The following is an 18357-nucleotide window of genomic DNA, read 5'->3' as shown; positions in this document are numbered from 1 at the left end:
CTTTCGCCGGGTCGGCGCGCGCGCAGTGTCGCGCGATGCTGACGGCGCTGTCGATTCGCGATGTCGTGCTGATCGAGGCGCTGGATCTTGAATTCGGCCCCGGCCTTGGCGTGCTGACCGGGGAAACCGGCGCGGGCAAGTCGATCCTGCTCGATTCGCTGGGGCTGGCGCTCGGCCAGCGTGCCGACAGCGGGCTGGTGCGCCACGGCGCGACGCAGGCGTCGGTCACCGCCAGCTTCGACCCCCCGGTGGAAGCGGCACGCCTGCTAGACGCCAACGGATTCGCGGCGGAGCCGGGCGAACCGCTCATCATCCGCCGCACGGTCAAGGCCGATGGCGGCAGCCGCGCGTTCATCAACGATCAGCCGGCATCAGCCGCGCTGCTGCGCGAAATCGGCGCGCTGCTGGTGGAGATTCACGGCCAGCACGACGATCGCGGCCTGCTGGAGCCCGCCGGGCATCGCGCGCTGCTCGACGCTTTCGGGCGGATCGACACCGCCGCGGCCACCGCCGCCTGGGCGGAGCGGCGCGCGGCGGAGGATGCGCTGACCGCCGCGCGTGCGGAGATCGACACCGCCGCGCGCGATCGCGAATGGCTCGAACATGCGGTGGGCGAGTTGGACGCGCTGGCGCCGGAACCGGGCGAGGAACAGGCGCTCGCCGACAAGCGCCGAACGATGCAGCGCGCGGAGAAGATCGCGGACGATCTCGGCACGATCGCGGGGCATCTCGAAGGGTCGGATGGCGCGTTGGCGCATCTGCGTCAGGCCGCGCGCGCGCTGGAGCGCGTCGCCCCGGATCACGCCGCGCTGGCCGACGCGCTCGCCGCGATCGACCGCGCGCTGATCGAAGCCGGCACCGCCGAGGAGCGGCTGCACGACGCGCGAATCGCGCTGGCTTACGATCCCCGCACGCTGGAGGATGACGAGGCGCGGCTGTTCGAACTGCGCGGCCTCGCGCGCAAGCATCGCGTCCAGCCCGACGATCTCGCCGCGCTGGCGGACGAATTGCGCGGACGCCTGTCGCGGCTCAACGCCGGCGAAGAAGGCATTGCCGCGCTGGAGGCGCGGGTGGCACAAGCGTCGCGCGACTATGATGCGGCCGCCGCCGTTCTCAGTGAGGCGCGCGCCGCCGCCGCCGCCCGGCTCGACGCCGCCGTCGCCGGTGAACTCGCCCCGCTCAAGCTCGATGCGGCGCGCTTCCGCACCGCGATCGCGCCCGCCAATCGCGATGGCTGGAGCGCGGCGGGCAAGGACCGCGTGGAATTCGAAATCGCCACCAACCCCGGCGCGCCGTTCGCACCGTTGATCCGCATCGCCAGCGGCGGCGAGCTTTCGCGCTTCATCCTCGCACTGAAGGTCGCGCTGGCGGCGGAGGGCGGCGCGGCGACCATGGTGTTCGACGAGATCGATCGCGGCGTGGGCGGCGCGGTCGCCTCCGCGATCGGCGACCGGCTGGCGCGGCTCGCCGGGCACGCCCAGTTGCTCGTCGTAACGCACAGCCCGCAGGTCGCGGCGCGCGGCGCGGCGCATCTGCTGATCGCGAAACGCCACGACGGGATCGTCACCCGCACCGGCGTCACCGCGCTTGGCGAGGGCGAACGCCGCGAGGAGATTGCCCGAATGCTATCAGGCGCGACCATTACCGACGAAGCACGCGCGCAGGCCGAACGATTGCTGGAGGCTGCCTGATGGGGCTGCATCATCACGGACACAAACACGATCATTCGAATGGCCATGATGACGGGCATGGCCATGGCCACGGCCACGGCCACGGCCACGGCCACGGCCATCATCACCATACGCCGCCCGCGCGCTGGGATCGCGCGTTCGCGATCGGGATCGGGCTCAACCTCGCTTATCTGATCGCCGAGGCGATTGCCGGGCTGCTGACCAATTCGGTCGCGCTGCTCGCCGATGCCGGGCACAATCTGTCCGACGTGCTTGGGCTGGCGGTGGCGTGGGGCGGTGCGGCGCTGGCGCGCACCCCGCCGTCCAAGCGCTTCACTTACGGGCTGAAGGGCTCGACGATCCTCGCCGCGCTCGCCAACGGGCTGCTCCTGCTCGTCGCGCTTGGCGCAATCGCGCTGGAGGCGGTGGAGCGGTTCGGCGACCCCGCGCCGATATCCGGCCTGACGGTATCATGGGTCGCGGCGATCGGCATTCTGGTGAACGCGGGCACCGCGCTGTTGTTCGCATCCGGCCGCAAGGGCGATCCCAATATCCGTGGCGCCTATCTCCACATGGCGGCGGACGCGATGGTATCCGCAGGCGTGGTGGTCGCCGGCGTCGCGATCTGGCTGACCGGCGCCGCGTGGATCGACGCGATCGTCAGCCTGCTGATCGTGGTGCTGATCTTCTGGCAGACCTGGGGCCTGTTGCGCGAAACGGTGGAGATGGCGCTCGCCGCCGTGCCACGCGGCATCGATTATGACGGAGTGGAGACCGCGCTCGCCGCGCTTCCGGGCGTGAGCGACGTGCATGATCTCCACATCTGGCCGATGTCGACCACGGAGCCGGGGCTGACCGCGCACCTGCTGATCCCCGCCGGCCATCCGGGCGACGATTTCCTCCATTCGGCGCAGGCGATGCTCCACGAACGCTTCGGGATCGGCCATGCGACGATTCAGATCGAAACCGGCGAAGCCGAATGCGGGCTGGCAAGCGCGGCGACAGTCTGAGCGGGCCGCGATAGCGCCTGCGGCGAACAGGGGCGCACCGCGGCACTGCTCGCTTGCCATTGTGGCGAAGCACACCGCGGAGCGTTGCGAGCCCTTCGATCACGGGCGCAACGCCGGTCGCCCGCGACGATCCGACGCGCTGACAGCATACGCCTTTCCCGGCGTCGCCGTTCCACCTCCGCGTTGCGCAACGAAATTGCCGACGCATGGGGATTCGCGCGCGGCCGACCGCCGGCTCGAATTGGCAATTCACCACCGGCATTCTATGCAATCACCCACACAAGAGTAAGGCAGGCCCTCCATCATGCAGCAAGCCCGCTCCGCGCCCGTCGCCCGTATCGTCCGCGCGACCCTGGTGGCTGGAACGCTCGATATCCTTGCCGCGATCGGGCTGACGCTGCTCTTCGCGCGGCGCACCGTCTCGGAAATGCTCGCCTATGTTGCGTCGGGCCCGTTTCCGGGCGTGCCGGTGCGCGGGCTGCCGGTGGCGCTGCTTGGGCTCGCGGTCCATTTCGCGCTGATGGCGGCAATGGCGACGGCGTTCGTCCTCGCGGCCGATCGCATGCCGTGGCTGCGTCGCCAACCGATCCTCGGCGGGATCGGCTATGGCATCGTCACCTTTGTCGTGATGAACCTGATCGTCGTGCCGTTGCGGTTCGGCGTGATGCCATCGATACTTGCGGTCGAAACGCAACTTTTCTGCCATATCGTGCTGGTCGGCCTGCCGATCGCGTTTATCGCGCGACGGTGACCCCCTTCTCCGGCGCGACGCCACCGCCGCCACGCATCGCGACGCTGGATGCGGTGCGCGGCATCGCGGTGATGGGCATTTTGCTGCTCAACATCATCTCCTTCGCACTTCCCGGCTACGCTTATGTCGATCCCAATTTTGCCGGCAGCGCGACGGGGGCCAATTGGTGGAGCTGGGCGATCGTCTTCGTGTTCGCGGATGGCAAGATGCGCGGCCTGTTCACCATGTTGTTCGGCGCCTCCACCCTGCTGATCGCGGAGCGCGCGATGGAGAACGGGGCCCACCCGGCACGCGTGCATTATGCACGGATGGCCAGCCTGTTCGCGATCGGCCTGATCCACGCCTATCTGATCTGGGCGGGCGACATATTGACGCTTTACGCGTTGTGCGGCGCGTTGGTGTTCGCGGTGTGGCGCTGGCCGGCGCGATTGCTGGTGGGCGTCGCAGGCGCGTTGTTGCTGTGGCAACTCGCGTTCGGCGTGCTCGGTTATGTCGATACACGACGGTTCGAGGCAATCGCCGGCGCGCCCGAGGCAAGCGAGACGGTGCGTACGCAATGGGCGTCCTATCGCGCGGCGCTCGTCCCTGCACACCCATCCGCCGCACAGGAGATCGCCACCTATCGCGGGGATTGGCGCACGATCGCCCACGCCCGCGCGCGGGACGCTTTCTATCTCGAAACGCGGGTAATGCCGTCGATGCTGCCGGATACGCTCGGCCTGATGCTGCTGGGCATGGCATTGTTCCACACCGGCTTCTTCTCCGGAACATGGTCACGACGCGCCTATTGGGGGGTGGCGATCGGGGGATATGCCTTCACCATTCCGCTTTATATCGCGCTCGCCGGCTGGCTGACGCGCACGCGCTTCGATCCGATCGTGATGATCCTTAGCGAGCCGCTGCACCTCGCCCTGCTGCGGCCGTGGCAATCGATGGCGCATGCCGCGCTCGTCATCCTGTTGGTGACTTCCGGGCGGATCGGCTGGCTGACCACGCGGATCTCCGCCGCCGGGCGAATGGCTTTCAGCAATTATCTCGCCACCAGCGTGATCTGCACGTTTCTGTTTTACGGTTATGGCCTTGGCTGGTTCGGGCGGCTGGAGCGGTGGCAACTTTACCCGGTGGTGCTGGCGGTGTGGATCGCGATGCTGTCGTGGTCGCGGCCGTGGCTGGAGCGATTCGCTTACGGCCCATGCGAGTGGCTGTGGCGCAGCATGGCGCGCGGACGGTGGCAGCCATTCCGCCGGCGCGCCTGATTCGTAATTGCGAATCACCCGCAAAAATACTTGCGACCGCATCGCAATAGCTCTAGACGTGGCACAGAGCGAGGGAGTGCCGCATGGTCGTCTGCGTTTGCAATGCTATCCGTGAGAGTGAAGTGCGCGAAGCCGCGCGAACCGGATCGAAGACGACTTGCCAGGCCTATCGTTCGCTCGGGCGTCAGCCGAAATGCGGGCAGTGCGTTACGTTCGCGCGAGCCATTATCGATCAGGAACGCGCTGCTGCGTAACAGTCGCAGCAACAAAATCCGCAGAAATCCGCCATTTTTCCGGTTGCCGTGATTGCCCTCGGGGGCGTAAAACAGTCGCGACAAACGGAGTTATAAAAATGAAGGGCGACGCGCGCGTCATCGAATTGCTCAACGAGACGCTCAAGAACGAGCTGACCGCGATCAATCAATATTGGTTACACTATCGCATGCTCGATCACTGGGGCGTCAAGAAACTCGCCGAGTTCGAACGCCACGAATCGATCGACGAGATGAAGCACGCCGACTGGCTGGCGGAGCGCATTCTGTTCCTCGATGGTCTGCCCAATTTTCAGCTGCTCGGCCGCCTTCGCATCGGCGAAACCGTTGAGGAAGTGCTGAAGGCCGATCTCGCGCTGGAAGAAGAGGCCGTCGCCCAACTCAAGGGTGCGATCGCTTATTGCGAGGAAGTGAAGGATTACGTCAGCCGCGATCTGTTCACCAAGATCCTCGAAAGCGAGGAAGAGCATGTCGACACGCTGGAGCGCCAGTTCGACATGATCGAGCGTATGGGGATCCAGAATTATATTCAGCTCAACGCCAAGAGTGAGCACGACGGCTGAACGCTTCCCCCGTGCCTGTTATGGGCGCGGGGGAAACAATCTATTCGTGGCCGAATCCGCTCAACCCGCCACGACGACCGAACCCTCCCGGGCGCCGCTCGACCAGTGGATTGGCTTCATGCTCGAGCAGGGTAAGCGTCTGATCGAACAACGGCCGCAATTTCACGATTTCCTCGATCAGCCCTGTCGGCGCGTCGCGCGTTTCAACGCAATAACGCGCGGCAAGCTCGATCGATTCGGCCAGTGCGGCGAGCGGTTCCGCACCGAATTGTAGCGATTCACCCTTCAGGGTATGCGCCGGGATCACCATCGCGGCAGCATTCTGATTTTGCGCGGCGCGCTCGATCGCGGCGACGGATTTTACCCCGTCTTCGCGAAAGTAGCCGAGAATGCGGATGAAGCCCGCGCCCAATTCGGTGCGCGCGCGTGCGAATATGTTCCAATCGACCAGCGTGGAGCTTTCGACCGCCACCTGTCCCTCCATGCTCGCGCTTCGATCGCGACGTCCGGCGTCGTCATTAACCGACGATCGTAAACACCGCGTAAGCATGGATTACCGCCACGAAACTTTTCGCGAGCGAAACGACCCGCGCGTTTCAAAGCGCGGGCCGGGTGCGATCAGTCCTTCGCGTAAGGGTTGCGCGCAGCACGCAACGACAGACGAATCGGCACCGCCCCGAAATCGAGATCGCGACGCATGCTGTTCGTCAGATAGCGCTCATAGCTGGCCGGTAGTTGATCAACCCGAGTGCCGAAGATCACGAAGCTTGGCGGGCGTGTCTTCACCTGCGTCACATAGCGCATCTTGATCCGCTTGCCGCCCGGCGCCGGCGGAGGATTCGCCTCGATCGCACGCTCGAACCAGCGATTCAGCTCGCCGGTACCGACCCGGCGCGACCATGCCGCACGCGTCTGGAACGCGGCCCCGATCAGCTGATCGATGCCCCGCCCCGTCACCGCCGACACAGTGAGCAAAGGCACGCCCTTCACCTGGCTCAACCCGTCCTCCAGCGCCTTGCGCACGCCGTTGAACAACGACGAGGGATCGGCCGCGACATCCCATTTGTTGAGCGCGATGATGAGGGCGCGGCCCTCGGATAGCACCTTGTCTGCAATCCGCAGATCCTGCGCCTCCAGCCCCAGCGTGGCGTCTAGCAGCAGGACAACCACTTCGGCGAAGTCGACCGCGTGGAGCGCGTCCGCGACGGACAGTTTCTCCAGCTTGTCCTGCACCTTGGCGCGCTTGCGCATCCCGGCGGTGTCGATCAACCGCACCTGACGGGGGCCATCCGGGCCCTGCCATTCCCAGTCGATCGCGATTGAATCGCGCGTAATGCCCGCCTCCGGGCCCGTGATCATGCGATCCTCACCCAGCATCCGATTGACCAGGGTGGACTTGCCCGCATTGGGGCGCCCGACGATGGCAAGCTGGAGCGGCGCGTTGAGCCGATCCTCATCCGATTGCTCGTCCTCGTCCGCGACGAAGGGCTCGTCTTCCCCTTCGCTTTCCAGATGCGGCAGCAGCGCCTCGAACAAATCGGCGATGCCTTCGCCATGCTCGGCAGAAAGCTGCACGGGATCGCCAAAGCCGAGCGAGAGCGATTCAAGGATACCCTGCTCGCCTGCGCGCCCTTCGGCCTTGTTGGCGACCAGGACGATCGGCGTGGTCGATCCACGCAGCCAGCGCGCGATTTCCTCATCAAGCGGGACGATCCCGGCGCGTGCGTCGACGATGAACAGCGCGACGTCCGCGATCTTCACCGCCGCTTCGGTCTGGCGGCGCATCCGGCCGGGGAGCGTATCGGGATCCTGATCCTCATAGCCCGCCGTATCGACGACGCGGAAATCGAGCCCGAGCAGGTGCGCGTCGCCCTCGCGCCGATCTCGCGTGACGCCCGGACGGTCGTCTACCAACGCCAGCTTCTTGCCGACGAGGCGGTTGAACAGGGTCGATTTTCCGACATTTGGTCGGCCGACGATCGCTACAGTTGGAAGCGGCATCGCGGCGCAATAGCCGCAACGCGCGCCGCCGTCACCTATACGCGGTCAATCGACCCTTCTGATCGACAACATAGAGTGTGGAATTGGCCACGACCGGCGGCAAACCAAGCTCCGCGCCCTGCTGGATCGTCGTCACGACACTGCCATCGCTGGGCGAGACGCCGACGATTTCGCCACGCGTATTGGTGAGCCACAATTTGTCGCCCGCCAGCACCGGCCCGAACCAGACATAGGGCCCGGACTTCTTCTTGACGTTCTTGTAGCCGCGCAGCTGCGAGATCCAGCGTACCTTGCCGTTGGCGCGCGACAGGCAGATCAGCCGCGCATCATCGGTGATGACGAACAGCCACTCGCCCGCCAGCCATGGCGTGGAAGTGCCGGCGAGATTCTGTTCCCACAGCCGCTGGCCGGTGGAAATCTCCAGCGCGACCATGCGTCCGCCCTGCCCGACGGCATAGACGCGACCATCGGCGATCACCGGATCGGCATCGATATCGGCGAGACTGGAAACCGAGGTGGACATCGAGGTGCGCGAAAGCGCGTCCTGCCACAGGGTGCGGCCATTCTCGTAACGATAGGCGTTCAGTTCGCCGGAGGAGAAGCCCGCGATGACCGTTCCAGCAGCAGCAGCCGGCGCGGCAACACCGAATACGCCTTGCGACTCGAGGCTGCCGGATTCAGCCCAAACGACCTTGCCGTCCGCTTCACCGAGCGCGAACAACTGATTGTCCTGGCTCAGTACATAGACCTGGCCGTTTGCGACGGTCGGTGCGCCGCGCAGCGGGCCACCCGGCTTCGCGCGCCACAGGATCGCGCCGTCGGCGGCGTTCATCGCCACCACATCGCCAAGACCATCGGTGGCAAAGACCTTGCCATCCTCAAAGCTGACACCGCCGCCGAAGCGCGCCGCAGTGTTTTTCTTGCCGGTCGCCATGGCCGTGGTCCACAGCGACGCCCCGGTATCCGCTCGAAACGCGTGAACCACGGCATCGACATCGACCACGAACAGTTTGTTGTCAGCGATCACCGGCGCCGCGCCCAGCCGCTGCCGATTGGACCCACCATCGATCCGCGCGGACCACGCCCGCGTCGGGGACGCGGCAAGCGCGAGGTTGCCCATATTCTTGGATGCGTTGCCGCCGGGCTGCGCCCAGGCGTCGTTCGGCGCGGCCGGCGGTAGCGTGACCGCCACCGCAGAAAGCGACGGGTCGACTGCGGCACCGTTTTCGGAAACCAGAATCGGGATACGTTCACCCAGCGTCGGGGTCTTCTTCGGGCCATGGCCCTTGAAAATCCCGCAGCCACTCAAACCCACAAGCGCGGCAATCACCAGCGGCGCAGCCAAAACCTTCTTCATTACTGCTTGGCCTTTTCGTTGCCGCTCGCGGTTTTCGCGTTGCCCGCTTCCAATACCCCGGCCATCTGAACCGCGCGTTGACGGATCGACGGTGGCACCTGCTCCGATGCCGCGATCTGCCCAAACAATTGCCCGGCGAGATCGCGCCGCCCCTGCTTCAAATAGGCGATCGCGACCAGTTCGCCCGCACTGCCGAAATAGGGATTGCCCGCGATCGCCAGCCCACGCAGACGGCTGACCACCACTTCCGGCTTCAACGTATCGAATTCCGCGCTGGTCTGACGGATCAGCGCCAGATCGCGGAACGGCTTCGCGATCGACTGATCCTCCGCGATCGCGGCGAACTGTTGCGCCGCGCCCTTCAGATCGTCCTTGCGCAGCGCGATGTCGGCCTGGCTGAAGCGCGCTGACGCGCGATAACCATCCGACTTCGACTGGGCGAGTTGCGCCAACGACTTGGCAGAGGCATCCACCTTGCCGGCTGCGAGATCATCATAGGCAACCTGAAGCTGCTCGCCCTCGCGTTCCGCGCGCTTTTGCTGCTGGTTCTGCCAGATCAGAAAACCGGCGAACACCGCGAGCCCGCCGACGATCGCAGCGATCAGCCAGCGGCCATAACGTCGCCAGAAATCGAGCGCCTGATCCTTGCGCAGTTCTTCATCGACTTCACGCAGGAACGCTTCGTTATTTTGCGGCGTCAGGGCCAAGGGGAACTCCGGGTCCGGGGAAAGCGCGCCTGTTTAGCGACGCGCCGGGAGAAACGGAAGCGGATTGCTATTTCGGCTGATAGGTCTGTTCCACGCCGGGAAAGGCGCGGTTGCGGACCTCGCCGGCATAAGCTTCGGCGCGCTCGGCGATGAACCCCGCCATGTCTCCATAGCGCTTCACGAAACGCGGCGTGCGCTCGAACATACCGAGCATGTCCTCGGTAACCAGCACCTGCCCGTCGCAATGCGCCGATGCGCCGATGCCGATCGTCGGGCAATCGATCGAACGGGTGAGTTCGATCGCGATCGGCTCGATTACGCCCTCCACCACCAGCGAGAAAGCGCCCGCGCGATCGATCGCCTGCCCGTCATCGATGATTTTCGCGGCTTCTTCCTGCGTCCGGCCGCGCGCGCCATAGCCGCCGAGTACGTTTACAGCCTGCGGCGTCAGGCCGACATGACCCATCACCGGGATGCCGCGATCGACGAGGAACTTGACGGTCGGCGCCATCGCCACGCCGCCTTCCAGCTTCACCGCCGCCGCGCCGGTCTGCTTTAGCAGCCACGCCGCGCTCTCAAATGCCTTTTCGGGCGAGGCTTCATAGCTGCCGAAGGGCATGTCGACGACTACCATTGCGTGATAGCTGCCCCGCACGACCGCCGCGCCGTGCGCGGCCATCATGTCCAGTGTTACGGGTACGGTGGAGGGAAGACCGTAGATCACCTGCCCCAGGCTGTCGCCGACCAGCAGCAGATCGCAATGCGGATCGAGCAGCTGCGCGGTACGCACGGTATAAGCGGTGAGCATGACCAGCGGCTCCCGCCCCTTGCGCTTGCGCACCGCGGGCACGGTGACGCGCTTCATCGGCGCGGAAACCGGGGTCGCGCGGCTGGTGGAACTGTCGATGGTGAAAGTCGTGGACATAAGCGTCGGCTTATCGAGTCCCCCGCCGCGATACCAGCCTTTGCGCGATCCGAAATGCGCGACCTAGCGCACCCAGCGCCCGCGCCCGGCCCAGCCGTTGCGGATCGCGACCCCGGCCAGCCGCACCTCGATCAGCGCGATCGCGACGATGGCGAGCGGGAAATAGGTCACCCACACGCCCTTGGCGGCGATGATATCGGTGGTCGCGAACAAATAGCCGAACTGAACGACGATCGCGATCAGCGAGACGACGAACAGTGGGCGCGCCACCGCCTTGCCGAACAGCAGCGCCACCGCGCCGATGAAACCGCTGCCGACAGCCAGTGCATAGACCCAATTGTACCACCCCGGCATCGCGGCATAGAGCGCGCGGTCGTAAGCGGTCGCGTTGCCCATCGCATCGGCGCCGAGCCGGAATTGCTGGATACAGGCGAAAACGCCCACCGCGCTCCAAACGACCAGCAACAGGGCCGCGATACGAAACCACAGTGGCACACGCGTCGCGAACTGGCTCATTCAACGTCCTCCGGTTGCGAACCGGAATGTGCCGTGCAAGCGTCCGTTACACAAGCGTTTCATATTGCGCGGCATCAAATCCGATCACCAGCGCATCACCCTTCGTCGCCACCGGCCGACGGATCGCGGACGGGTTGGCGAGCATCACCGCAATCGCCTTTTCCGCATCGAGATCGGCCTTTGTCTCATCCGGCAATTTGCGGAAGGTGGTGCCGTTACGGTTAAGCAGCTTTTCCCACCCGAGCCGCGCCACCCAGCCCCGCAACGCGGCCTCGTCGACGCCAGCCTTTTTGTAATCATGAAAGGCATAGACCACGCCATGCTGATCGAGCCAGACGCGCGCCTTCTTCACCGTGTCGCAATTGGGAATGCCGAACAGGGTAAGCGCCACGATTTGTCCCTTCCATTGTGCCGGATGCGTGATCGGGCAGCGCATAGTTCACCGTCCGCGCCGGGTCGAGGCTGCGCGACAAGGCAGCGACCCCATGCTCGCTGGACTCATTTGCCGGGCAGGCGCACAATTCGGGACCTCTTCAGGAGGATTCGTCATGCCGCAGTTCGTGATCGAGCGAGAAATGCCTGGCGTGGGGCAACTTACGAAGGATGATCTCAAGGGCGCATCGCAGGGCTCGTGCAGCGTGTTGCGCGATCTTGGCCCGGAAATACAATGGGTCCACAGCTATGTCACTGATGACAAGATCTATTGTATCTATCGAGCGCCGAGCGAAGACCTGATCCGGGAGCATGCGGCCACGGCCGGTTTCCCGGCGAACAACATCGCACGGGTGAGAGCGACGATCGACCCGACGACGGCCGAATAGGCGCCCATGGGTGGGCCCTATGACGCCGCGCGGCTTAAGGGAGGAACGGGAATGAAGAAGATTGCCGTGTCAGGCATCGCGATCATTGGCGCCTTCTATCAAACGGCAGATGCCGCCACTCCGCAAAACCGCGTTGAAAAATGGCCGCCGACAATGGTCGGCAAGGCGGCCCCGGTCATTCCCGGCATGTCCCCTGTTCTGGACAAAAACCTGCGTAATTTCGACGATCTCGACTTCCGGGTTTACACAAAGCAAGTCTGGAAAGACCTGGGCAAAAGCCACGCCGAAAACATCGTAGTCCATTATCCCGATGGACATACCACGACGGGTATCCCTGCCCACATCAAGGAACTCGCGGGGATGTGGACCTTTGCGCCAGACAACAGGATCGTGGAGCACCCTGTCCGTTTCGGCACCGCGGACGGCGAATGGACCGGCGTCGCCGGCTATCTGGACGGAACTTTCACGAAGCCAATGATCCTGCCCGGCGGAAAGATCATCCAGCCCACCGGGAAAAAATATCATCTGCCGATGTCCACGCTCGGGCACTGGAACAAGCGCGGCACGATGAGCGAGGAATTTCTGTTCTGGGACAATGCCACGCTGATGCGGCAGATCGGCGTGGGGCAATAATTCGAGCGCGGCTCGCACTCACCCAAGAAACCGGCCGAGGACGCTGACCAGCTGATCCTCGAACCCCAATGCGCGGTAGAAGGCCAGCGCCTCCTCATTGCCGTTGCGCACCATCAGTTGCAGTTTCGGTGCGCCGCGTTCGCGGAGCCATGCCTCCGCCGCCGCCATCAGCGCACGCCCCAGCCCGGTGCGTCGCGCTTCGGGCGCGACGGCGAGATAATAGACCCAGCCGCGATGGCCGTCGTGGCCGGTCATCACGCTGCCGATCACGGCTTCCGCCGCCCGCGCAACGAGGATCGTGGACGTCGGGCCGGCGAGCGCGCGCGCGATGTCGTGCGCCGGCGGGTTCCACGGCCGGATCAGGCCGCAGGCGTCCCACAAAGCGATCAGCGCGGCCTCATCGAAGGCAGACGCTTGCTCGATCACTTCGCTTGTTGCTTCGCCAGATCGGCATCGAAGGCGACGCGGGCATCGGCAACCATTTTCGGCAGCACCGTCGCGTCGACCAACGCACCACGCCGCGCGCGACCGAGCACATCCGTCGTCTCCGGATGGAAGGGCAGAACGATATCCGCGCGCTCCTTCGCAAGCCGATCGAAGCTGTGGCGGAAATCACCGACGATGCCGGGATAGGCGCGGTTGCCGGTCAGCCGGTTGCCCGCAACCGCGATGCTGCACGCGAACAGCACGTCGCGTGGCGCGCCGCGATCGATGATCCGCATCTTCCAGCTCGTGCAGCCCGGTGTGTGCCCCGGCGTAGCCACGGCGGTCAGCGTTACTCCGCCGAGGGTCACCGTCTCCCCGTCGCGGATGCCGCGATCGACATGAGCGGCCGGGAAGCGGATCACGCCATAGTTCGTTTCGCCCGGCGGCGTCCCGGTTTCGACTGCGCGGGCGTCCCTCGCGCCGACCACCAGTTTCGCGCCGGTCGCCTTTTTCAAGGCGGCAAGGCCCCCCGCGTGATCGAAATGCGCGTGGCTGAGCAGAATCAGCTTCACATCGCGGACCTTCGCGCGCGCGGCGATGCTCTTTTCGAGCCGTGCGGCATTCTCCGCCATCGGCGCGTCGATCAGGATCGCGCCGGCGCTGGTATGGATCAGATAGGCGGCCAGCCCTTCCGTCCCGACATAGTCGATCGGGCCGATCAGATGGAACGGCGCGATCGGCCGCGTCCAGGCAGGTGGGTCCGCCGCGATGGCCGGCGCGGCGAACGAGAGCGAAAGGGCTAAAGCGATACGGCGCATCATCATCCGGCCTTTCAACGGTGGGTTAGCGTGCCCGGCGCATCACCGCGCCGCGCGACGCGACCGCCTCATTCCCACTCGATCGTGCCGGGCGGCTTCGAGGTATAGTCGTAGGTGACGCGGTTGATACCCTTCACCTCGTTGATGATCCGCGTGGTGACGCGGGCGAGGAAACCGCCGGGGAATTCGAATGCCTGCGCGGTCATGCCGTCAGTGGAGGTGACGGCACGCAACGCGAGCACGCTGTCATATGTCCGCCCGTCGCCCATCACGCCGACCGAGCGCACCGGCAGCAGCACCGCGAACGCCTGCCAGATCGCATCGTACAGGCCCGCGTTGCGAATCTCCTCAAGGTAGATCGCATCGGCCTTGCGCAGGATGTCGCAGCGTTCCTTGGTCACCTCGCCGGGGATGCGGATCGCGAGGCCGGGGCCAGGGAACGGGTGGCGGCCGACGAAGATGTCGGGCAGCCCAAGCTCGCGGCCGAGATCGCGGACCTCGTCCTTGAACAGTTCGCGCAGCGGCTCGACGAGCTTCATGTTCATCCGCTCGGGCAGGCCGCCGACATTGTGGTGGCTCTTGATCGTCACCGACGGGCCGCCGGTGAAGCTGACGCTCTCGATCACGTCCGGATAGAGCGTGCCCTGCGCGAGGAACTCCGCCCCGCCGATCTTCTTCGCCTCGCTCTCGAACACCTCGATGAAGGTCTTGCCGATGAACTTGCGCTTCGCCTCGGGATCGGTGACGCCGGCGAGCCCGTTCATGAACAAGGTCTCGGCGTTCACATGGACGAGCGGGATATTGTACGCCCCGCGAAACAGGCTGACGACCTGATCGGCCTCGCCCGCGCGCATCAGGCCGTGATCGACGAAAACGCAGGTGAGCTGCTCGCCGATCGCTTCATGAATCAGCACCGCCGCGACCGCCGAATCGACCCCGCCGGAAAGCCCGCAGATCACGCGCCCAGTGCCGACCTGCGCGCGAATCTCCGCGATCTTGGTCGCGCGGAACTCGGCCATCGTCCAATCGCCGTGCAACCCGCAGACGTGGCGGGCGAAATTGGCGATCAGCTTGGCGCCGTCCGGCGTGTGCACCACCTCAGGGTGGAACTGCATCGCATAGATGCGCCGTGCGTCATCGGCGATCACCGCGAAAGGTGCCCCTGCACTGGCGGCGACAGGGCGGAAACCGGGAGCGAGCGCGGTCACCTTGTCGCCGTGGCTCATCCAAACCTGATGCCGCTCGCCCTCGCGCCACACCGCGTCGAACAAGGAGCAGCGATCGGCGATGTCGATGAATGCCTCGCCGAACTCGCCCGAATTGCCGCGCTCCACCGTGCCGCCAAGCTGCTCCATCAGCGCCTGCTGGCCGTAGCAGATGCCGAACAGCGGCACGCCCGATTCGAGAATCTCCTGCGGGATGCGCGGGCTCCCCTCGTCGAGCACCGACGCCGGGCCGCCTGACAGGATGACGCCCGCAGGCTGCATCCGCTCGAACGCCGCCGCAGCGGACTGGAACGGGGCAATTTCGCTGTAGACGCCCGCTTCGCGCACGCGGCGCGCGATAAGCTGGGTCACCTGGCTGCCGAAATCGACGATGAGGATCGAATCCTGGGTGTGCGCTTCCATGCCGGTTGCCACTAAGAGCGCAGCGGCCACGTAGCAACCGGCAGGTTAGCCTCCATCCAGCTCGACCTTCGCCTCCCGGCCATCCGCCGCTCGATAATAGAGCTCGTAATAATGACCTTTCGGGCTGTGCACCTCCTCGACCAGCATGATCCGATCGCGCGGGGCGATCGCCAGCGCGCGCGCGCGATAGGTCGCGGGCAGCGCGTCAAACGGGATTGCCCGCTCAACCGCGGCATGCCCCTCCGGCTCCCATTCCAGCGCGAGCGCACGCGCGCCGCGCCAGTAGAATTGCAGTTCGTTCTCGCCACCCGGCGCGACATGCTCGACCCACGCGCGATGCAGGCGCGCGATCTGATCGCCGGAAAGCATGAACATCGCCGCCCCCGCCACCACCATCGCGCCATGACCGATCCGCCTGAACAGGCCTTCACGAATCAGTGGGAGCAGCCATCGCACGGCGAACGATGCGAGCACGGCCGCAACGGCGACCAGCAGGCCCGCCGCCAGCGCCCCCCCGGTCAGCAGGCCCAGCCACGCGTAGAGTGCGATTTTCAGGAGATGGAGCAAAACCTCGTTGGTGGCGCGGGTCGCGACGATCTCATGCGGGGTCAGCCCGAGTCGTTGATACGCCCCGTTGAACAACAACCCCACCGCCCCGGTGAAGCCCGACAGCAAACCCGCGAGCGCGCCGATCAATGGCAGCCTTCGCGGCGACAACGGCGCGCGTACCGCACCTGCGCCGCGACGGAACAATGCCGGCAGGTTGGCAAGCAGGAAGCAGGCGATGATAAACTCGACATAGGCCGGCTCGAATCGGCTGAGCAGCCACGCGCCAAGCGCCGTCGCCGGCAGCGCGGCCGGCACGAAACGGCGCACGACATCCCAGCGGATGTCGCGCCGAAACACGACGATTCGCGACGCCGCGCTCGCGGCGGTGCCAATCGACAGCGCGGCGGGAACGGTCGCGATTGGCACCACAGCGCGCAAGATCGGCACCAGCACCAACCCGGCGCCCCCGCCCGATACCGCGCTGACCAGAAAGGCCAGAAAGGCCGCGATGAAGACGACGATGATCATCGACGCGCGATAGCCCGCGAATGCGACCGGCACGCGACGGCAATGTCAGCGAATGTTTCCAATGCCGCTTAACGAAATTGGGGCCGCTCCCCGATCCGGGAAGCGGCCCCAATTTCTAACCTGGCCCGTTCGGAGCCGCATCGTGCCGGCGCGGCCCGATCGCGCTATGGTTTCGCTGCCCTCAGGCTGCGACGTCGAAATCCTCGTCGGTCATCACCGGGCCGGAATCCTGACCCTTGGCCGAGACGTCGCGGTCGACGAACTCGATCACCGCCATCGGCGAGGCGTCCGACGCGCGGATGCCGGCCTTGATGATGCGGGTGTAACCACCGTTGCGATCGGCGTAACGCTTCGCGATCACGTCGAACAGCTTCACGAGCTGCGCGTCGTCCAGCAAGCGCGCATGCGCCAGACGCCGATTCGACAGGCCGCCCTTCTTGCCGAGCGTGACGAGCTTCTCGACGTAGGGACGAAGTTCCTTCGCCTTGGCCACCGTGGTGGTGATCTGCTCGTGCTTGATCAGCGCGGCCGCCATGTTGCGGAACAGCGCGATGCGATGCGCGGACGTACGCTGAAGCTTACGACCACCTACTCTATGACGCATGATATCTTCCTTTTCGTTCGTTAGGGGGCCGTTTCAGGTACCCCATAGCAGGTGGAGGCGTGGTCCACCGGTTGATCGCCACCCCGGCGCGAAAGGCCGGGGTCCGTGTTCCGTCCGGGAGCCGGCGCGGCTTAGCCGCGTCGTCGGTCGGGCCTTGCGGCCCGCCGGCCGGGCTGGCGCCATCTCCGGGTTAGCTCGGCTAACCCGGTATGGCTCAGCCCATGATCTCCTGTTCGAGCTTCTTGGCCATCTCTTCGATGTTCTCAGGCGGCCAGCCGGGGATTTCCATGCCCAGACGCAGCCCCATCGACGACAGCACTTCCTTGATTTCGTTCAAGGACTTGCGGCCGAAGTTCGGGGTGCGGAGCATTTCCGCCTCGGTCTTGCCGACGAGATCACCGATATAGATGATGTTGTCGTTCTTCAGGCAGTTCGCCGAACGGACCGACAGCTCCAGCTCGTCCACCTTCTTGAGCAGGTAGCGGTTGATCTGCTGCGTATCGCCCTGCGGCTCGGCGCCGGCAGCCGGAGCCGCCATGCCCACCGGAGCAGACCGCGCAACCGCCGAATCGTCGAAGTGGACGAACAGCGCGAGCTGGTCCTGCAGAATGCGCGCGGCATAGGCCAGCGCATCCTCCGGAGTGACGGTGCCATCGGTCTCGAGCGACAGCGTCAGCTTGTCGTAATCGAGATCCTGGCCAACGCGGGTCGGATCGACCTTGTAGCTGACCTGACGCACCGGCGAGTAAAGCGCATCGATCGGAATCAGGCCGATCGGCGCATCCGCCGGACGATTGGCGACGGCCGGGACATAGCCCTTACCGACGTCTGCGGTCAGCTCCATGTTGAGCGTCGCGCCTTCGTCCAGGTGGCAGATGATCAGATCGGGGTTCATCACCTCGATATCGCCGCTGACCGCGATGTCGCCCGCCGTGACGGCGGCCGGACCGGTAGCGGAGAGCTGAAGCCGCTTCGGGCCTTCGCCCTGCATCTTCAGCGCAATCTGCTTCACGTTCAGCACGATGTCGGTGACATCCTCGCGGACACCCGCGAGCGAGCTGAATTCATGCAGCACGTTCTCGATCTTGATCGAGGTGACGGCAGCACCCTGAAGCGAAGACAGAAGGACGCGGCGCAGCGCGTTGCCGAGCGTCAGGCCGAACCCGCGCTCGAGCGGCTCGGCGACGAAGCTCGCCTTGCGCTTCCCGTCGCCGCTCTTCTTCTCGAGCGCGTTGGGCTTCTTCAGTTCCTGCCAGTTCTTTGCGTTGACGGACAAGCTCACGTCCCCTGAAGTTGGGCCGGAACGGGGGCTCGCCCCGGCC

Annotated in this window: 21 protein-coding genes; 8 read left to right on the top strand and 13 right to left on the bottom strand. The window is 65.3% G+C overall.

Annotation, left to right across the window (positions count from 1 at the left end; genetic code table 11):
- Positions 1-35 precede the first annotated feature (35 nt).
- The 6 genes from recN (at position 36) to bfr (ending at position 5522) form a co-directional block, all read left to right on the top strand.
- A complete protein-coding gene (recN, locus tag P0Y64_09180; protein ID WEK41612.1) occupies positions 36-1691 on the top strand; it encodes a DNA repair protein RecN in 1656 nt (551 codons plus the stop codon).
- The gene (locus P0Y64_09175) at positions 1691-2680 is read left to right on the top strand and encodes a cation diffusion facilitator family transporter (GenBank protein WEK41611.1); all 990 of its coding nucleotides are present in this window, start codon (positions 1691-1693) and stop codon (positions 2678-2680) included. Before recN ends, P0Y64_09175 begins: the two co-directional genes overlap by 1 nt.
- Before the next feature lie 304 nt (positions 2681-2984).
- Complete coding sequence (locus P0Y64_09170) at positions 2985-3431, top strand: hypothetical protein (protein WEK41610.1); 447 nt, start codon at positions 2985-2987, stop codon at positions 3429-3431.
- Positions 3428-4687, top strand: coding sequence for a DUF418 domain-containing protein (locus tag P0Y64_09165; protein ID WEK41609.1), 1260 nt, complete (start codon positions 3428-3430; stop codon positions 4685-4687). Before P0Y64_09170 ends, P0Y64_09165 begins: the two co-directional genes overlap by 4 nt.
- 83 nt (positions 4688-4770) lie before the next feature.
- Positions 4771-4941: a (2Fe-2S)-binding protein gene (locus P0Y64_09160; protein ID WEK41608.1), complete on the top strand. Its 171-nt coding sequence runs from the start codon at positions 4771-4773 to the stop codon at positions 4939-4941.
- Positions 4942-5039: 98 nt separating this feature from the next.
- Complete coding sequence (bfr, locus tag P0Y64_09155; protein WEK41607.1) at positions 5040-5522, top strand: bacterioferritin; 483 nt, start codon at positions 5040-5042, stop codon at positions 5520-5522.
- A gap of 40 nt (positions 5523-5562) precedes the next feature.
- On the opposite strand, the gene P0Y64_09150 is transcribed toward bfr, so the two are convergent.
- From P0Y64_09150 to P0Y64_09120, 7 genes are all read right to left on the bottom strand, one after another.
- Positions 5563-5994, bottom strand: coding sequence for an Hpt domain-containing protein (locus tag P0Y64_09150; GenBank protein WEK41606.1), 432 nt, complete (start codon positions 5992-5994; stop codon positions 5563-5565).
- 146 nt (positions 5995-6140) lie between these two features.
- Positions 6141-7523 carry a ribosome biogenesis GTPase Der gene (der, locus tag P0Y64_09145; protein WEK41605.1) on the bottom strand — a complete coding sequence of 461 codons (1383 nt, stop codon included), beginning with the start codon at positions 7521-7523 and terminating at the stop codon, positions 6141-6143.
- A gap of 31 nt (positions 7524-7554) precedes the next feature.
- The gene (locus P0Y64_09140; GenBank protein ID WEK41604.1) at positions 7555-8880 is read right to left on the bottom strand and encodes a PQQ-binding-like beta-propeller repeat protein; all 1326 of its coding nucleotides are present in this window, start codon (positions 8878-8880) and stop codon (positions 7555-7557) included.
- Positions 8880-9587: a tetratricopeptide repeat protein gene (locus P0Y64_09135; protein WEK41603.1), complete on the bottom strand. Its 708-nt coding sequence runs from the start codon at positions 9585-9587 to the stop codon at positions 8880-8882. The genes P0Y64_09140 and P0Y64_09135 overlap by 1 nt, the downstream gene beginning before the upstream one ends.
- A gap of 67 nt (positions 9588-9654) precedes the next feature.
- Positions 9655-10512, bottom strand: a complete 858-nt coding sequence (gene panB, locus P0Y64_09130; GenBank protein ID WEK41602.1) for a 3-methyl-2-oxobutanoate hydroxymethyltransferase — start codon at positions 10510-10512, stop codon at positions 9655-9657.
- A gap of 63 nt (positions 10513-10575) precedes the next feature.
- Positions 10576-11028 carry a hypothetical protein gene (locus P0Y64_09125; protein WEK41601.1) on the bottom strand — a complete coding sequence of 151 codons (453 nt, stop codon included), beginning with the start codon at positions 11026-11028 and terminating at the stop codon, positions 10576-10578.
- A gap of 46 nt (positions 11029-11074) precedes the next feature.
- Positions 11075-11419, bottom strand: a complete 345-nt coding sequence (locus P0Y64_09120) for an ArsC family reductase (GenBank protein ID WEK41600.1) — start codon at positions 11417-11419, stop codon at positions 11075-11077.
- Positions 11420-11576: 157 nt separating this feature from the next.
- Here P0Y64_09120 and P0Y64_09115 point away from each other — a divergent pair, with 157 nt between their 5' ends.
- Together P0Y64_09115 and P0Y64_09110 are read left to right on the top strand one after the other, a co-directional pair.
- Positions 11577-11849: a DUF4242 domain-containing protein gene (locus P0Y64_09115; protein WEK41599.1), complete on the top strand. Its 273-nt coding sequence runs from the start codon at positions 11577-11579 to the stop codon at positions 11847-11849.
- A 51-nt stretch (positions 11850-11900) separates the two neighbouring features.
- Positions 11901-12482 carry an ester cyclase gene (locus tag P0Y64_09110; protein ID WEK41598.1) on the top strand — a complete coding sequence of 194 codons (582 nt, stop codon included), beginning with the start codon at positions 11901-11903 and terminating at the stop codon, positions 12480-12482.
- 18 nt (positions 12483-12500) lie between these two features.
- Here the strand turns inward: P0Y64_09110 and P0Y64_09105 are convergent, their stop codons facing one another.
- The 6 genes from P0Y64_09105 to P0Y64_09080 form a co-directional block, all read right to left on the bottom strand.
- Positions 12501-12908 carry a GNAT family acetyltransferase gene (locus P0Y64_09105; GenBank protein ID WEK41597.1) on the bottom strand — a complete coding sequence of 136 codons (408 nt, stop codon included), beginning with the start codon at positions 12906-12908 and terminating at the stop codon, positions 12501-12503.
- Complete coding sequence (bla, locus tag P0Y64_09100; protein ID WEK41596.1) at positions 12905-13729, bottom strand: subclass B3 metallo-beta-lactamase; 825 nt, start codon at positions 13727-13729, stop codon at positions 12905-12907. The genes P0Y64_09105 and bla overlap by 4 nt, the downstream gene beginning before the upstream one ends.
- 65 nt (positions 13730-13794) lie before the next feature.
- Entirely contained in the window at positions 13795-15354 is a 1560-nt protein-coding gene (guaA, locus tag P0Y64_09095) for a glutamine-hydrolyzing GMP synthase (GenBank protein WEK44911.1), read from the bottom strand.
- 45 nt (positions 15355-15399) lie between these two features.
- Positions 15400-16464 carry a sulfite exporter TauE/SafE family protein gene (locus P0Y64_09090; GenBank protein ID WEK44910.1) on the bottom strand — a complete coding sequence of 355 codons (1065 nt, stop codon included), beginning with the start codon at positions 16462-16464 and terminating at the stop codon, positions 15400-15402.
- A 148-nt stretch (positions 16465-16612) separates the two neighbouring features.
- The gene (gene rplQ, locus P0Y64_09085) at positions 16613-17035 is read right to left on the bottom strand and encodes a 50S ribosomal protein L17 (GenBank protein WEK44909.1); all 423 of its coding nucleotides are present in this window, start codon (positions 17033-17035) and stop codon (positions 16613-16615) included.
- Positions 17036-17249: 214 nt separating this feature from the next.
- Complete coding sequence (locus tag P0Y64_09080; protein WEK44908.1) at positions 17250-18311, bottom strand: DNA-directed RNA polymerase subunit alpha; 1062 nt, start codon at positions 18309-18311, stop codon at positions 17250-17252.
- Positions 18312-18357: the final 46 nt, after the last annotated feature.

This window comes from Candidatus Sphingomonas colombiensis (assembly GCA_029202845.1).
In the GTDB taxonomy this organism is placed as follows: Bacteria; Pseudomonadota; Alphaproteobacteria; order Sphingomonadales; family Sphingomonadaceae; genus Sphingomonas; species Sphingomonas colombiensis.
The sequence above is the reverse complement of the archived record's forward strand: the minus strand, read 5'-3'. Positions and strand labels throughout refer to the sequence as shown.

What these genes read in the sequence shown, in the direction of transcription:
- recN (WEK41612.1), top strand. Translation starts at nt 36, where the DNA reads ATGCTGACGGCGCTGTCGATTCGCGATGTCGTGCTGATCGAGGCGCTG.
- P0Y64_09175 (WEK41611.1), top strand. Translation starts at nt 1,691, where the DNA reads ATGGGGCTGCATCATCACGGACACAAACACGATCATTCGAATGGCCAT.
- P0Y64_09170 (WEK41610.1), top strand. Translation starts at nt 2,985, where the DNA reads ATGCAGCAAGCCCGCTCCGCGCCCGTCGCCCGTATCGTCCGCGCGACC.
- P0Y64_09160 (WEK41608.1), top strand. Translation starts at nt 4,771, where the DNA reads ATGGTCGTCTGCGTTTGCAATGCTATCCGTGAGAGTGAAGTGCGCGAA.
- bfr (WEK41607.1), top strand. Translation starts at nt 5,040, where the DNA reads ATGAAGGGCGACGCGCGCGTCATCGAATTGCTCAACGAGACGCTCAAG.
- der (WEK41605.1), bottom strand. Translation starts at nt 7,523, where the DNA reads ATGCCGCTTCCAACTGTAGCGATCGTCGGCCGACCAAATGTCGGAAAA.
- P0Y64_09140 (WEK41604.1), bottom strand. Translation starts at nt 8,880, where the DNA reads ATGAAGAAGGTTTTGGCTGCGCCGCTGGTGATTGCCGCGCTTGTGGGT.
- panB (WEK41602.1), bottom strand. Translation starts at nt 10,512, where the DNA reads ATGTCCACGACTTTCACCATCGACAGTTCCACCAGCCGCGCGACCCCG.
- P0Y64_09125 (WEK41601.1), bottom strand. Translation starts at nt 11,028, where the DNA reads ATGAGCCAGTTCGCGACGCGTGTGCCACTGTGGTTTCGTATCGCGGCC.
- P0Y64_09115 (WEK41599.1), top strand. Translation starts at nt 11,577, where the DNA reads ATGCCGCAGTTCGTGATCGAGCGAGAAATGCCTGGCGTGGGGCAACTT.
- P0Y64_09110 (WEK41598.1), top strand. Translation starts at nt 11,901, where the DNA reads ATGAAGAAGATTGCCGTGTCAGGCATCGCGATCATTGGCGCCTTCTAT.
- bla (WEK41596.1), bottom strand. Translation starts at nt 13,729, where the DNA reads ATGATGCGCCGTATCGCTTTAGCCCTTTCGCTCTCGTTCGCCGCGCCG.
- guaA (WEK44911.1), bottom strand. Translation starts at nt 15,354, where the DNA reads ATGGAAGCGCACACCCAGGATTCGATCCTCATCGTCGATTTCGGCAGC.
- rplQ (WEK44909.1), bottom strand. Translation starts at nt 17,035, where the DNA reads ATGCGTCATAGAGTAGGTGGTCGTAAGCTTCAGCGTACGTCCGCGCAT.